The organism is Aeromonas sp. LsrichE-8G, from assembly GCF_022869435.1.
GTDB classification, from domain to species: domain Bacteria; phylum Pseudomonadota; class Gammaproteobacteria; order Enterobacterales; family Aeromonadaceae; genus Aeromonas; species Aeromonas caviae.
The window spans coordinates 26132-41505 of sequence record NZ_JALIHH010000125.1 but is presented as its reverse complement, the minus strand read 5'-3'; the positions used below and the strand labels follow the sequence as shown (position 1 = coordinate 41505).

The following is a 15374-nucleotide window of genomic DNA, read 5'->3' as shown; positions in this document are numbered from 1 at the left end:
TGTCTTGTCCAAATATATCGTCGATGTGGTTGAGGATTAGTTCGTGGTTAAACATGGGGATAGTCTGTTGGGTATTAGCTGGTCAAGGATGGCGATCATACCTCAGAAGCCGCGCCACGCCTCGCTCATATGAGGGGATGGTTAAGGTCTGAACTCGGACAACCCGTCATCTAGCATTCGGTTTATTTGTTTGCCACCAATCGGTGTCTGCCTCATCCGCACATTGTCCGGCATCGTGCGGATATATCGCAGAAGAGCGGTGTCAAACAGACCATAAATAGAGGGGATAAATTAATAGGCGGTGGGCGTCATGCATCAGCATGAAAAAGAGACGGGCCGCTCAGGCGTACAGATGAGGATCCACCGCCGCTATTTCATTCTGTCACAGCAGGTATCCATGATCGTTTCTCACAAGGGACGAAGATACACGGGCTGTATGAGTCCTCAGTGCGTATAAGTGGCGAGGTGGCGTGGAAGATGATGCGCCACCTTTATTGGGCACATGATGGTCATGGCTATTCCAGACGAGGCTCTCCAATTAACCAGAGTAACCTGCGCAATTGGGTTTTACTGCGACATCATCTGAACCCTGAAAATAATAATGCCGCCCTGCAGGCGGCATTATCGAGAATCGGATCCGGCGATCAGATCAGGAAATCGTTCAGATCCTTGCCAAGCGCAACTTGCTCGGCGATGGCCTTGGGCATACGACCCTGACCGGTCCAGGTCTTCTCCTGACCGTCTTCCTGATACTTGTATTTCGCAGGACGGGGAGCACGCTTGCTCTTGGTGGTGCCCGCCGCAGCCGGAGCCGCCACGCTGCCGATCAGCTCACGGGGATCGATACCAGCCTGTTGCAGCATTTCGGTGAATTCATTCAGTTTGCGCTGACGCTCTTCCTGTTCGGCGCGTTCCTGTTCAACGGACTCGGCACGCTCGTTATATACCAGGTCAAACTTTTCTTTCGCTTCTTGCAGTTGCTCAAACGGCAGTTCACGAATGGCAGCGCGCAAGCTGCGAATGTTCAGCAGAACCTTCAGAAACTCGTTCATTACTTCCTCACAGAATTATTTTTGTATGTCACAGGGATAACACGATTTGAGAATAGCATGCCCATTGGATAACAACATAATGTTTTTATACCATCCGGCAAAGCGCTGACACCATATGGACATTATTCACCGTGGTTAATTCCCTGCCTGATACTTATTGGGAATACTCTCACAGACTTTATTTCCTTTTTTCCCCGGTTAATCTCAGGCTCACCTCATCCGTTGCACACGGTGTTATCTCTTACCCGCGTCGCTCTGCGCCAGGTCATTTAGCAGCAGTGCCGGCCCTTATTGTACAAATAGTGCGCTCATGAGCATGACCTTCGCAGACAATAAACCAGGTCCCGTTTCAAGGTGCCCCTTGCGCCTGATCCTGTATCCAGCGGATGAATGCCTGGATCTTGGGACACTGGCGATGAGGGAGGGTCGCCAGGTAATAACGCGGCTCGCAGCGCACCGCCATATCCGGGAAGGGCATCACCAGCGCTCCGCTCGCCAGCGCCTGGCTTGCCAGCTGCCTGCGCCCCATGGCGACACCGGCGTGGTGGGTGGCGGCAAGGATCGCCAGATCCGCTCGATCAAATCCCATGTGTGACAAGCAGACCTCCAGGGAGAGATGCCAGTGACTCCCCCAGGTGCGCCACTCGTCGCTGTCGGTGTCCAGGCCCCAGGCCTGCCTGTCATGGAGCAGGCGGCACTGCTGCAGATTCCTCACCTCCCCCATCAGACCGTGGTCGCTGGCGTATTGCGGGCTGCACACCGGCACCATGTATTCATCCATCTGGGGGTGGATGGCCAGGCCCGTCGGGGTTCTGGCATCGAAGTTGAGGGTCAGATCGATGCCGTAGCCGTGCAGGTTTATATGCTCGTTGCCCGTCAGCAGGTTGAGCTCGATGTGAGGATGCAGACGGGAAAAATCGGCGAGCCTTGGCACCAGCCAGTACTGGGCGATGGAGGGGCGCGAGTGCAGCGTCAGGGAGCCCGACAGCGCCTGCTCCCTGATTTCCAGCACCTCCTGATTGATGAACTCCAGGGAGGAGGTGAGGGCCCAGAAAATGCGCTGCCCCTCCGTGGTCAAGGCCACCTTGCGGTGAAAGCGCTGGAACAGCAAAAAACCGAGCGCCTCTTCCAAGGCCGAGATGCGGTGGCTCACCGCGCTTGGGCTCAAGGAGAGCTCGTCGGCGGCGAGCGCAAAGGAGCCGTGGCGGGCCGCCGCCTCGAAGGTGTGGAGCCTGGCGAGCTGATGACTGCTGAGCAGCTTGCTCCTCACCCCTGGGTGCTCATCGCGTTGCATGGTTGGGCCTCCCTCTCTTTTATCTGGCGGATGATACCAGAAGGGCGAGGTTTGCATTCACCAGGAAGACTCAACTCACCTGTATGCGAAGACACAGCAGGGTAGATGACCATTTGCATCAACTGGGCTGATCCAAGCCACGCGTTTTATCATTTGTCACGGCAACGCTGGTGCCATTCAATGGGATGATTCCGTCACCACCCCGCGAGGCTTTCATGACACACATCGACATTGCCGGGCTCATCGCCCGCTTTCCCCTGCTCGAACCGCTGATCGCCCTCACCCCTGTGACCTGGTTCAATCCGGGGGCTACCTCCCTCGCGGAAGGATTGCCCCATGTGGGGCTCACCCGGCACGATGTGGCCTCCGCCTCCGCCCGGCTCGCCCGCTTCGCCCCCTACCTGTGCGAGGCCTTCCCCGAAACCCGTGCCAGCCACGGCATCATCGAGTCCGGGATCGCCGCCATCCCGACCCTGCAGGGGACCCTCAATGGGCGCTACGGCGTCGAACTCACCGGCAGGTTGCTGCTCAAACAAGACAGCCATCTGCCCATCTCCGGCTCCATCAAGGCGCGCGGCGGCATCCACGAGGTGCTGGCCCATGCCGAACACCTGGCCATCCAGGCTGGGCTGCTGCGCGAGACGGATGACTATCGCACGCTGTTCTCGGACGAGTTCCGCCACTTCTTCAGCCAGTACAGCATCGCGGTGGGGTCGACCGGCAACCTCGGCCTCTCCATCGGCATCATGAGCGCCCGCCTCGGCTTTCGCGTCACCGTCCACATGTCCGCCGATGCGCGGGAGTGGAAGAAGCAAAAGTTGCGCGAACATGGCGCCATCGTCGTGGAATATGCCGAGGATTACGGGGTGGCGGTGGAGCAGGGGCGCAAGGAGGCCGAACGCGATCCCACCTGCTTCTTCATCGATGACGAGCACTCTCGCACCCTGTTCCTCGGCTATGCGGTGGCGGGCGAGCGGGTGAAAAAGCAGTTCGACGAGATGGGCATCAGGGTGGACGCCGACCATCCGCTCTTCGTCTACCTGCCTTGCGGCGTCGGCGGCGGCCCCGGCGGAGTGGCTTTTGGCCTCAAGCTGGCGTTCGGGGACAACGTGCACTGCTTCTTCGCCGAGCCCACCCACTCCCCCTGCATGCTGCTCGGGGTCCACACCGGGTTGCACGATGCCATTGCGGTGCAAGACCTTGGCATCGACAACCTCACCGCCGCCGACGGCCTCGCGGTGGGACGCGCCTCCGGTTTTGTCGGCCGCGCCATGGAACGCCTGCTTGCGGGCTTCTACACCCTGAGCGATCAGGAGATGTACGACCTGCTGGGGCTCCTGGCCCGGGATGAAGAGATCCGGCTCGAGCCCTCGGCACTGGCGGGCATGGCAGGCCCCTGGCGAGTGGCCGCCAACCTTGAGTGGCAGAGTGGGCAGGGACTGGATGCAGCCAAGATGGCCGGGGCCACCCACCTGGTGTGGGCCACCGGCGGCGGCATGGTGCCCGCCGAGGAGATGGAAAAATACCTGGCCTGCGCCCGGATCTGATCTTTTTTTCGCCCCCGTGACCCGCCGACCTGGCGGGTTTTTCTGCTGCGAGATCAGCAAGATGGCACCTCAGCCCTCGCCCCCATGACACAGACGGCCAGACTGCTGGACAGCCTGATTTGTCATCCAGCCCCACCGACTGGTTATTTTGTGATACGATAGAGACCGTTTTTTGACATCTGCGCCCCGTTGTCCCCTTTTTCCGGTGAGATAACCACCGGTTCCGGCGACCAACACCTGCCGGGCGCAGCACAACATGTGCCCAGTTCGAATCGCTCCTGCGTGACCTTGACGCCTGGAGCACTCCCCTCTGGGCACCTTAGATAAGGAGATCGGGCGATGAAACAATATCAAAGCTGGTTGGGACAATATCTGATGAGCCGCCGTGACGGAGACCACGCCATGGCATCCGAGCTCGCCAGCTCCATCTGCGAATTCTGGCAGGCCCGTGGAGATGAGGCCGAGACCAGCAAATGGCAGCAGATCTACGAGCAGCACGTGGAAAAAACCACCTGACGACCTGCTCTCCTCCATAAAAAAACCGGCGCTCATGGCGCCGGTTTTGCATTTCAACGACCCGGATCACATCTGGTCGATCATGTCCTGGGCGAACTGGGAGCAGGAACGCAGGGTGGCACCTTCCATCAGACGCTCGAAGTCATAGGTGACGGTCTTGTTGGCGATGGCCGCTTCCATCCCCTTGACGATGAGGTCAGCCGCCTCGGTCCAGCCCAGGTGGCGCAGCATCATCTCGGCAGAGAGGATGAGGGAGCCCGGGTTGACCTTGTCCTGGCCAGCGTATTTCGGCGCGGTGCCGTGGGTGGCTTCGAACAGGGCAACGCCATCGCCGATGTTGGCGCCCGGCGCGATGCCGATGCCGCCGACCTGGGCCGCCAGCGCGTCGGAGATGTAGTCGCCGTTGAGGTTCATACAGGCAATGACGTCATACTCGGCCGGACGCAGCAGGATCTGTTGCAGGAAGGCATCGGCGATGACGTCCTTGACCACGATGGTCTTGCCGGTCTTCGGGTTCTTGAAGGAGCACCAGGGGCCGCCGTCGATGAGCTGGGCATCGTACTCTTTCTGGGCCAGGGCATAACCCCAATCCTTGAAGGCACCCTCGGTGAACTTCATGATGTTGCCCTTGTGCACCAGGGTCACGGAGTCGCGATCGTTGTCGATGGCGTACTCGATGGCGGCACGGACCAGACGCTCGGTACCGGCCTTGGACATGGGCTTGATGCCGATGCCACAGGACTCGGGGAAGCGAATTTTCTTCACGCCCATCTCGTTTTGCAGGAAAGCGATCACCTTCTTGGCTTCATCGCTGTCCGCCTTCCACTCGATGCCGGCGTAGATGTCTTCGGCGTTCTCGCGGAAGATCACCATGTCGGTCAGCTCGGGGTGCTTGACCGGGCTCGGGGTCCCTTCGTAGTAACGGACCGGGCGCAGGCAGACGTAGAGATCCAGCTCCTGGCGCAGGGCCACGTTGAGGGAGCGAATACCGCCGCCGACCGGGGTGGTCAGCGGGCCCTTGATGGCCACGCAGTATTCACGAATGAAATCCAGGGTTTCGGCCGGCAGCCAGGCACCTTCGCCATAGACATGAGTCGACTTCTCGCCGGTATAGATCTCCATCCAGGCGATCTTGCGCTCGCCTTTGTAGGCTTTCTCGACCGCAGCATTCACCACATTCAACATGGCCGGGGTCACGTCCACACCGATACCATCCCCTTCGATAAACGGAATGATGGGGTTGTGGGGAACCTGCAGCTTGCCGCTGGCATCGACTGTGATTTTCTGGCCCTGGGTCGGGATAACTACTTTGCTTTCCATCGGCATCTCCTAACTTCCGTTTGTTATCAATCTGATCGTTGCGCGCGGCCATCTTAAGCCCATCCATTTGCATAATCAAATAGCGGGCATGCATGTCAGACCATAGTCGGGGAGTGGATCACAGTGCGCCTGAGGATCCCCTCCTCCCTCGCCGCCCTCAGGTCCTGACGAGGCGCAGGCCCCGTCCATCCGGGCCTCTTCATCTAGTGATGACAGCGTCTCCCTGCCCTCGCCGCCCCGAAGGCGCCACTCCCCCAAATCCCGTTCGCCTTTACATCGTCGTAACCCCTTTGGCGAGGCAAGGCGCGCCGGGGGACAGGCTGCCGGATCCGGACTAGGCTCTTTGCCAGTGATCGGGGCGCCCGGGGCGTGGCCGGTCATGAAGAGAGCACGACAACAAGGAGAACACCATGTTTATCGTCACCAACCGGATGGTCAACGAGCAGGGCAAGACCCCCAGCGAGATCTTTGGCGAAAAACCCGCAGAGGGCCCCAACGAACTGCGCCTCGCCGAGGCCCGGCGTCAGGGCAAGCAGTGGCAGCTGGACCTGCTGCCGGATCAGATCACCGCCGAGATGGCCGCCAGCGTCGGCCTTGACCCCGACCTCCCCCACCCGGCCAGCGCCTATGTGGCGCGCAAGCTGCTGGAGCGCTGCGCCGGGACCGGCAGCACGGCCAAACAGAAGCTCAAGACCGGCAAACACCTGCTGCTGTTCGTACACGGCTTCAACAACGATCTTGACGATGTGCTGGAGCGAGCCGTGGGGCTCGAGGCCCGGTACGGCGTCGAGGTGCTCTGCTTCAGCTGGCCCGCCAATGGCGGCGGCGCCCGGGGCGTGCTGAGCTACAAGAGCGACAAGCGCGATGCCCTGGCCTCGGCCGGGGCCCTTGACCGGGTGCTGGAGAAGATGAAGGGGCTGCTCGACGAGTTCAACGGCCAGTATGTGACGCAGCTGGAAGAGAAGGCCCAGAAGAAGTTCGCAGACAACGGCGAGGCCTGGGATCGCTACTTTGCCAAGGAGGTAAACAAGCGATGCCCCTTCACCATCAACCTGCTGCTGCACAGCATGGGCAACTACCTGTTCAAGCACCTGCTGGGCAGCACCACCTACCACGCCAACCAGCTGCTGTTCGACAACATCATCATGGCCGCCGCCGACACCAACAACGAGCTTCACGCCCAGTGGGTCGATCGCATCCAGTGTCGCAACCGCCTCTACATCACCATCAATGAGCGCGATGGTGCCCTGATGGCATCGCGCATGAAGATGGGGGAGCAGCAAAAGGCGAGGCTCGGCCACTACACCCGGCGGCTGGATGCCAGAACGGCCACCTACGTGGACGTGACCAATCAGCCCCATGTGGGGGACTCTCACGCCTACTTCGAAGGGGATGCCCTCGCCAACGAGAAGGTGCTGCGCTTCTTCCACACCGTCTTCAACGGCGGCACCGGCGAGAGCGCGGAGCTGTTCGATGCGGCCCCTCTATCGCCTCTAGCCACTGCGCAAAAAAACCACCGCCCCGAACAGGGCGGTGGTTTTTCATTATGCGCTCACTTGGTGGCCACAAGGCCGCCAGGGGCTAGTGTTCTGCCGCTTCCGGCTGGGGCGCTTCGCTGCGCTCCCGTTGCAGTTCATCGACCCTGGCCTGCCATCTGTCCTGGGCCTGTTTTTGCCCCTGGGACTCGAATTCCTGGCGCATGGTGTCGATTTTTTGGTCAAGTTTTTCCATCAGGATGTCTCCTTACATCTCGGGTTACACACTGGCTGACGGCACTGTTTGGCCAACCTGCTCACCCGATTGGACACCAGGTTTTCCCCAATTGTCCAACAAAATAAACGATTGATTATGCAAAAACCAATCTAGAAAATGGGTTAAAGCTCCTTATGAAACCCCATAAGCCACCCTGAAAACGCCTGATAAAAGCACTGTTTTTGCCATTGATATCAATACCTTGATATTTATAACTTGCTCAATGACTCCCTTGAGATCGGCATGACGAGGATATGCACATTTTTTTTCACAAAAACTCCCCGCTCTCCGCAATGCTGTTCACTTAAGAGAATTTGAGTTCCAGTCCACGTAGTATCAGGACAAAAAATCGAGGGAGGCATGATGCCTCCCTCTTTCTATTGCAAGCCCCGCTGGATAAAGGCTGGAGGAAGATCGACTGGACACAGCCTTGCCCCCTCAACTCAAATCCAATTTATGAATAATCAGTCAAAAAAGTGCTTATCTGAACAGCATTGCCCGCTCTCCGGGCTTTGCGACCGGAAAGGCCCCCTTGTCCATCCAAAAATGCGATAGGTTATGACGCAACCCATCTCTTTAATGGATAGATAATCCCCAACCCCGGCCCTGCGGCTTGCCAGCCCGACCACCAGCAGGTTCGCTTGTTACCCATCCGGGCATATCCCGCCCCACTCCCGCCCCGATAAAATGGGGCCGCACCGCGCCTGCTGAGCGGGTTGTTGCCGCCCTCATCCCCTCTCGTCGGAGTCATGACATGGATCTCTTCTGGTGGTTTGCCCTGCCCGTCGCCGCAGGCACCTTCTATGGGTGCTATTTCTGGAACCAGCGCCATGCCCAGCCCGACTGGCTGCGTCTGCCTACCCGCGCCGACTACCTGCACCAGCATCCCGAATGCGCCATCGACGATGAACTGGGGGCGCGCTGCTGCGCCTGCGGCTCCGACAAGGTGCTGGGCCACCCCCAGACCGGCTGGCCTGATCATCGCTTTCGCCACACCTGCCTCGCCTGCGGCAAGGCGCTCTTTCGCACCGAAGAGCCCCCTATATAAGTATCCACATTCGCCCTTTTTGTATGGCGATGTATGGCGATGGCAGATGCTGACACCCGCAAAGCAGCAAAGAGCACATGCTCGGGACAGGGAGATGGCGCAGGCGTCTTGACAGGGAGAGCGCCTACCAGGTCAGAATGGGTTGTCGTTTGTGACCCTCTTTCGTACTATTGCCCGCCACTGCAAACCCCCTTTTCCGGCCCGGGCGTCATGCACGGCGCGGGCCCACAAACGGATAGCGATCCCATGACATCTCTGACCCACTGCTCGGTGCTGGCGATGACGCTGGTTGCACTGCCCGCCCTCGCCTCCGGTGACGGTGACGGGTGCGGCTTCTGGCTCACCGACTGCCCTCTCCCTACCTATCCGCTCTATCTCAACGAGAACGACACCCGGGGCAACCTGCTGATGCTGCTGGGGGATGCACAGCATCACCCCCTCCCCTTCACCCTGCCGGCGGATCCGCTGAACGAGCGCAGCCAGCCGCTGTTCTACCTCACCCGCCTCCCCCAGCCGGAGGAGGTGGAGGACCCGGCGCTGCGCGAGCAGCTCGGCAGCCGGCTGGCCGCCTACGACCCGTCCCTCCCACCGCTGCTCGAGCACTACGCGGGCCACGACTCCCTCTACGGCCACGCCATCTCCAACTCCCTCTCCTCGGTCAGCGCGTTTCTGGACGCCCTCGAGCAGAGCGAGGTGCCCGCCCCGGAGCGCACGTCGCTGCTGCGAAGCCGTCTGCTGATCCTGGGACAACAGGAGAGCCCGGCCCCCGCTACCGAAATGAGCGATGCTGCCCTGGAGTGGCAGGGGTATCTGCAGGCCGCCCGGCACTTCTACGAGAGCCGCTTCGAGGAGGCCCGCGCAGGCTTTGCCGCCTTGCAGCAGGCCAAGGCCCCCTGGGTGGCCGAGAGCGCGACCTACATGGTGATGCGCACGGAGATCAACCTCGCGATGAAGGAGGCGAAGGACGAATACGGCGATCAGGACGTGACCAGGAGCGACAAGGAGGCCCTTCGCCGCGCCATGGCCCAGGGTCAGGCCTATCTGGCGGCCTACCCGCAAGGGCGCTACGCCAGCTCGACCAGAGGACTGTTCAGACGCATCCAGTGGATGGCCGGTGATCTCGGCGCCCTGCGGGATGCCTATGACGAGGCCATGGCAACCCGCCAGCCCTTGCCGGCGCTGGAGGCCCTGGTCAACGAGATCGATCTCACCCTGCTCAGTGGCGATGCCTATCGCCATCAGGCGGCCTATCAGGACTCGGCCCAGCCGGCGCTGCTGTTCGTCAATGCCCTGCGGGGTCTCAGACCGACCTATGAGCGGCCGCGGGACTGGCAAGATGCCCAGCTGGACGACGCCATCGCGCACCTGCAAAAAACCGGTCACCAGGCGCAGGCGGCCTATCTCAAGGCCTACGCCCTCTTTTTGGACAAGCAGTTCGAGCAGGTGCTGGCCCTGCCCTCCCCCGGGCAGGAGGACGCCACCCTGGCATTCAGCCACCAGATGCTGCGCATCTGGGCCTGGCAGGGCATGAAGGCCTTCGACAAGGCCGAGCAGGCCCTGATGGCGCTGGTGGCCTCCCCCCTGGGTCAGGCCCAGCAGGCGTTCGTGGAGAACGTGCTGGCGGATCACTGGGTGCGCACCGGCAACACGGCCGCCATCTTCCAGCCGGGCAGCCCCATCACCCAGCTGCGCATCCGCGCGGCCGTGCTCAAGCAGGAGGCCGAACCCGCCCTGTTGCGCCAGCAAGCCAGTCAGGGCCCGAGCGCCGCGGAGCGGCAGATTGCGCTCCATACCCTGCTGGTACGGGATCTCATCGCCAGCGACCCGGCCACCTTCTTGCAGGATGTGGCCCTCATCCCCGCCGATTACAAGGAGGCGACCCCTCCCGCCGACGCGCCCTGGGAACCCGTGCCCAACGGGGATGTGCGCCTCTCGGCGTTCCAGTGGCGCGGAGAGGGGACGCCCCAGGGCTACCACTGCCGGGATCTGGCCCAGACCCTTGGCACCCTGGTGCAGCGCCCCGACGATGGTCATGCCCTCAACTGCTTCGGGGAGTATCTGCGCAGCCGGGATCCCCATATCGACCTGTGGCAGGATCGCGAGATGATCTGGGGGCTGGCGCAAGACGAGCGCCCCACGTTCCCGAGTCGCCTCGCCCTCTATCAGGCCGTGATTGCCAACCCCAAGGCGGAGCCCGAAGACAAGAGCTATGCCCTCTATCGCGCCATCCAGTGCTATGCCCCCTCCGGCTACAACAGCTGCGACAGCCAGGAGATCCCCAAACGCACCCGGCAGGCCTGGTTCAACACCCTCAAGCAGCGCTATGGCAACTCGGTGTGGGCCAGATCCCTCAAATACTACTGGTGAGCCATGAGCAGACCCCCTGAACGCGCCCTGCTGGCGCTGCTGCTGACGGCCCTGGCCACCCCCCTTGAGGCCAGTGTCGATGCCAGCGCCTATCACGGGTTCTGGCTCTGGTCCGCCACCCGCCACCAGCCGGTACTGGAACAGGCCAGCACCCTCTATCTGCATCAGGGGGAGATCCTGGACAGGCCCGGCGGTCCCCGCTTCGTCAAGCTGGGGCGGGTTCCCTCTCCCCTCAAGGCCGGGCAGGTCTGGCTGGTGGTGCGTGTCAACGCCCTCCCCCTCTCCCCCGCCCACGAGCAGGTGCTGGTGCGCCTCTACGAGGGGTGGCGCGCGGCCGGGGCCAGGGTGGCGGGCATCCAGATCGACTTCGATGCGGCGACCCGCCAGCTCGATCGCTATGGCAACGCCCTGCAACAACTGCGGCGTGCCCTGCCTCCCGGGTGCAAGCTCAGCGTGACGGGGCTGCTCGACTGGGCGAAAACGGGGGACGTGGCAGAGCTCAATCGCCTGCCCGTGGACGAGCTGGTGATCCAGACCTATCAGGGCACGCGCACGGTGCCGGGCTATCAGGCCTATCTGCCCGCCATGGCTCACCTGACCATCCCGTTCAAGGTCGGGCTGGTGCAGGATGGGGAGTGGGATCCCGCCTGGCAGACAACACTGGCCGCCTCCCCCCACTACCGGGGCGAGGTGGTCTTCCTGCTCAACCGCCCGGCGCCGATCCCGGGGACCAGCCCCCCTGTTCCCCGGCATGACGCCCACTGAGATGCGGGTGAACCCTATCGGGGACAGGGGCAAGGGCGTGCCCGCGGCAAGCAGCAGTGGCAGACCCAGATCCGGCTGGTGGCATCCACACCGGGCGAGATGCCGTGCGAGAGGAACGCCGCCCGGGCCACCACGTCGGTCAAGCCCGCCATCGTGCTGCGCGCCGCGCGCCGTCACAAACAGGGAGAGAAACAAGGATGACGTTTGTCGAGATGAACCCCGCCCACCTGCCGCTGGCCCTGCTGCTGGAGGCCGATCCCGCCGCGTCGCGCATCGCCGCCTACCTGCCCGGGGCCTGGGGCTTTGCCGCCCTGGCGGACAACGAGGTCGTGGGGGCCTGCGTGGCGGGCCTGGTGGGGGAGCAAACCGCCGAGATATTCAACATCGCCGTTGCCCCCAACTGCCAGCAGCAGGGCATCGGCTCCGGCCTGCTGCGCTTCGTGCTGGCGAACCTGACCGGGAAGGGGATAGGCCGTGTCGAACTCGGTACCGGCAGCTTCGGCCACCAGCTCACCTATTACCAGCGCCACGGCTTTCGCGTCCATGCCGTCGTGAAGGATCACTTCCTCATCCACTATCCCGAGCCCCTGATGGAGCACGGCATCCAGCACAAGGACATGCTGCGCCTCTCCCTCGCACTGGCGCCGGACATCGCCACCCCCTGACCCGAGAGGCAAGCCCCGCTCTCCCCCTGATGGCCGCCCCCTGTGGTACACTCCGCCATCCCCTGTTTTTGGTAGGCATGCGATGAAATCAGCCCGTCCCCGTCTCTCCCTCTCCGCCCGCCCTGACGCAGGCAGCACGGCCAGCGGGCCCACTACGGTGCGCCCATCCCAACGCCGGGAGGCCCGGCACCCAGGGAGGGTCAACGAGCGCAAACCGGCCCCCGCCCCGGCGGATCGCAAGCTGCTGCTCCTGAACAAGCCCTACATGGTGCTCTGCCAGTTCACCGACGAAGGGGGCCGCGAGACCCTCAAGGATTACATCACCGAGCCCGGCATCTATGCCGCGGGCAGGCTGGATCGAGACAGCGAAGGGCTCTTGCTGCTCACCAACGACGGCAAGTTGCAGGCACGCCTCACCCAGCCGGGAGAGAAGACCCCCAAGACCTACTGGGTGCAGGTGGAAGGCATCCCGAGCGAGGAGAAACTGGCGGCCCTTCGCGCCGGTGTGGAGCTCAACGACGGCATGACCCTGCCCGCCGGGGCGCGCATCATGGATGACCCTGCGGTGTGGCCACGCAATCCGCCCATACGCGAGCGCAGGGAGATCCCCACCTGCTGGCTCGAGATAACAATCGTGGAGGGGCGCAACCGCCAGGTGCGGCGCATGACCGCCCACATCGGCCACCCCACCTTGCGCCTCATCCGCTACGCCATCGGGGAGTGGACCCTCGATGGTCTGGCGCCGGGAGAGAGCCGCGCCCTGCCCGCTCCCGAGCTGGCCCCCGCGCCACGACCAGCCTCCACGCAAGGCAAACCACGGGCATCCGCCGCAGCCGGGGGCACTGGCCGCAGTGCCCCCGGCACCGCCCGGCCAACAGATCAGGAGCCACCCCTGGGGCGGGACCGCCGCGGGGCAGACCCGCGCCCCGGCAATCGCAGCGGCGGGCGCACCACCGCCCGCCGTCCGGCTCGCCCCAAGCCCTCTGAATGAAGGCGACAGCGGATCTGCATCGAGCGCCCCTGCCGGGGCACAGACAACAAGACAAGGAGTCCTTATGAGCGATCACCCACCGCTGCCCACCCGCCTCACCGTGGCCGCCCTGGTGCACTGGCAGGGGCGTTTCTTGCTGGTGGAAGAGGAGATTGCGGGCAAGCGCCGCTTCAACCAGCCCGCCGGCCACGTGGAGCCGGGAGAAGATCTCATCCAGGCGGCCTGCCGCGAGCTGAAGGAGGAGACGGGACTCACCGCCGCCCCCACCGGCTGGCTCGGGGTCTACCTCTTCAAACCGGCGGACAGCGAGGCCACCTTTGTGCGCACCGCCGTCATCTTCGACCTTGAAAAGTCGCCCGGTCAGCACCATCCAGAGGATCCCGACGGTGACGTACTGGCCTGTCACTGGCTCAGCCTGGAGGAGATTGCCGAGTGCAAGCCCGCCCTGCGAAGCCCCCTGGTGTGGCAGTGCATTCAGGACTATCTGGCAGGCACCAGGCTGCCGCTGTCGGCCCTCAAGGCCTTCATCTGAGAGCCTGCCCACGCTCTTACTGCGAGACCGTGATCAAGGCTCATGTGCTGCTCGGAATCCTCACGTATATCTATACGTTCCGGTTCCTGCGCTGCTCTTTACCTTGCTGACGGCCTCTCGTGACAGATCGTGAACAGGCTATGCGGGACCGTTTGGCGCCATTTTTTCATCATGGCGCCGACAAATAGAAAAACGATTTCCCGCCGCCGGGCTTCCAAGGGGAACGGCGGCAGGGAGATGTGACCGGGGGCGCAAAACTCTGGTAGAATACGCCCCGTTTAAACGAACTGGTAACTTCGACTAATGACAGACAACAGCCAAATCAAGGTGATCGTCGGCATGTCCGGCGGCGTGGATTCTTCCGTCTCGGCCTACCTGCTCCAGCAGCAGGGCTATCAGGTCGAAGGCTTGTTCATGAAGAACTGGGAAGAAGACGACACGGACGAGTACTGCTCTGCCGCCCAGGATTTGGCTGATGCCAAGGCCGTCTGCGACAAGCTGGGGATGAAACTCCACACCATCAACTTCGCCGCCGAATACTGGGACAACGTCTTCGAACACTTCCTGGAAGAGTACAAGGCGGGTCGCACCCCGAACCCGGACATCCTGTGCAACAAGGAGATCAAGTTCAAGGCGTTCCTGGAGTTTGCCGCCGAAGAGCTGGGGGCCACCTACATCGCCACCGGCCACTATGTGCGCCGTGACGACAGCACCGGCCGCCCGCGCCTGCTGCGCGGCCTCGATACCAACAAGGATCAGAGCTACTTCCTCTATACCCTGAGCGAAGCCCAGGTGGGTCAGAGCCTGTTCCCGGTCGGGGATCTGGAAAAACCCGAGGTGCGCCGCATCGCCGAGCAGCTGGATCTCATCACCGCCAAGAAGAAAGACTCCACCGGCATCTGCTTCATCGGTGAGCGCAAGTTCAAGGACTTCCTGGCCAAGTTCCTGCCCGCCCAGCCCGGCCCCATCGAAACCGTGGACGGCAAGATCATCGGCGAGCATCAGGGGCTGATGTACCACACCCTGGGCCAGCGCAAGGGGCTTGGCATCGGCGGTCGCAAAGATGCCACCGAAGAGGCCTGGTACGTGGTGGACAAAGAGGTGGAGCGCAACACGCTCGTGGTGGCGCAAGGGGAACACCCCCGCCTCTACTCCGACGGCCTGGTCGCGAGCCAGCTGCACTGGGTGGATCGCACCCCCATTCGCGCGCCGCGCCGCTGCACCGTCAAGACCCGTTACCGTCAGGAAGACATCCCCTGCCTGATCCAGCCCATCGACGATGAGACCATCCGGGTCATCTTCGACGAGAAACAGGCTGCGGTGACCCCGGGCCAGTCCGCCGTCTTCTACGACGGGGAAGTGTGTCTGGGCGGCGGCATCATCGAACAACGTTTCAGCCATCCGGTCTAAGGGCTGGGCGCTCACGAGCGTCCGCGCTGTATTCCCTTCTCCCCTCGCGGGAGAAGGGTTGGGGATGAGGGGGCAACCACCCTCACCCTGACCCTCTCCCTGAGGGAGAGGGGAC

Annotated in this window: 13 protein-coding genes and 1 pseudogene; 11 read left to right on the top strand and 3 right to left on the bottom strand. The window is 62.5% G+C overall.

The features are described from left to right. Positions 1–644 precede the first annotated feature (644 nt). Together MUW49_RS17000 and dsdC are read right to left on the bottom strand one after the other, a co-directional pair. The gene (locus tag MUW49_RS17000) at positions 645–1052 is read right to left on the bottom strand and encodes an H-NS family nucleoid-associated regulatory protein (RefSeq protein WP_010673634.1); all 408 of its coding nucleotides are present in this window, start codon (positions 1050–1052) and stop codon (positions 645–647) included. A gap of 349 nt (positions 1053–1401) precedes the next feature. Next, positions 1402–2346 (bottom strand): DNA-binding transcriptional regulator DsdC, encoded by a 945-nt coding sequence (gene dsdC, locus MUW49_RS16995; RefSeq protein ID WP_113978185.1) that lies wholly within the window; start codon positions 2344–2346, stop codon positions 1402–1404. Positions 2347–2561: 215 nt separating this feature from the next. On the opposite strand from dsdC, the gene dsdA reads away from it, so the two are divergent. After that, positions 2562–3893: a D-serine ammonia-lyase gene (gene dsdA, locus MUW49_RS16990; protein ID WP_113978184.1), complete on the top strand. Its 1332-nt coding sequence runs from the start codon at positions 2562–2564 to the stop codon at positions 3891–3893. Between the two features lie 339 nt (positions 3894–4232). Then, complete coding sequence (locus MUW49_RS16985; RefSeq protein WP_010673631.1) at positions 4233–4409, top strand: hypothetical protein; 177 nt, start codon at positions 4233–4235, stop codon at positions 4407–4409. 66 nt (positions 4410–4475) lie between these two features. On the opposite strand, the gene icd is transcribed toward MUW49_RS16985, so the two are convergent. Then, entirely contained in the window at positions 4476–5729 is a 1254-nt protein-coding gene (icd, locus tag MUW49_RS16980) for an NADP-dependent isocitrate dehydrogenase (RefSeq protein ID WP_010673630.1), read from the bottom strand. Between the two features lie 410 nt (positions 5730–6139). On the opposite strand from icd, the pseudogene MUW49_RS16975 reads away from it, so the two are divergent. From MUW49_RS16975 to mnmA, 9 genes and pseudogenes are all read left to right on the top strand, one after another. After that, a pseudogene (locus MUW49_RS16975) lies at positions 6140–7075 on the top strand (alpha/beta hydrolase); the annotation flags it as partial. 1160 nt (positions 7076–8235) lie between these two features. Continuing rightward, positions 8236–8529, top strand: coding sequence for a hypothetical protein (locus MUW49_RS16970; RefSeq protein WP_042879347.1), 294 nt, complete (start codon positions 8236–8238; stop codon positions 8527–8529). A gap of 246 nt (positions 8530–8775) precedes the next feature. Continuing rightward, positions 8776–10896, top strand: a complete 2121-nt coding sequence (locus tag MUW49_RS16965) for a hypothetical protein (RefSeq protein ID WP_210539126.1) — start codon at positions 8776–8778, stop codon at positions 10894–10896. A 3-nt stretch (positions 10897–10899) separates the two neighbouring features. Continuing rightward, the gene (locus MUW49_RS16960) at positions 10900–11661 is read left to right on the top strand and encodes a DUF3142 domain-containing protein (RefSeq protein WP_042864178.1); all 762 of its coding nucleotides are present in this window, start codon (positions 10900–10902) and stop codon (positions 11659–11661) included. Between the two features lie 78 nt (positions 11662–11739). Then, complete coding sequence (locus tag MUW49_RS21955; RefSeq protein WP_257709793.1) at positions 11740–11862, top strand: hypothetical protein; 123 nt, start codon at positions 11740–11742, stop codon at positions 11860–11862. Then, positions 11859–12326 carry a GNAT family N-acetyltransferase gene (locus MUW49_RS16955; protein ID WP_113978179.1) on the top strand — a complete coding sequence of 156 codons (468 nt, stop codon included), beginning with the start codon at positions 11859–11861 and terminating at the stop codon, positions 12324–12326. The genes MUW49_RS21955 and MUW49_RS16955 overlap by 4 nt, the downstream gene beginning before the upstream one ends. A gap of 82 nt (positions 12327–12408) precedes the next feature. Next, positions 12409–13317, top strand: a complete 909-nt coding sequence (locus MUW49_RS16950; protein ID WP_113978177.1) for a pseudouridine synthase — start codon at positions 12409–12411, stop codon at positions 13315–13317. Between the two features lie 64 nt (positions 13318–13381). After that, positions 13382–13849: an NUDIX hydrolase gene (locus MUW49_RS16945; RefSeq protein WP_010673620.1), complete on the top strand. Its 468-nt coding sequence runs from the start codon at positions 13382–13384 to the stop codon at positions 13847–13849. Between the two features lie 303 nt (positions 13850–14152). After that, positions 14153–15259 (top strand): tRNA 2-thiouridine(34) synthase MnmA, encoded by a 1107-nt coding sequence (gene mnmA / locus MUW49_RS16940; RefSeq protein WP_010673619.1) that lies wholly within the window; start codon positions 14153–14155, stop codon positions 15257–15259. Positions 15260–15374: the final 115 nt, after the last annotated feature.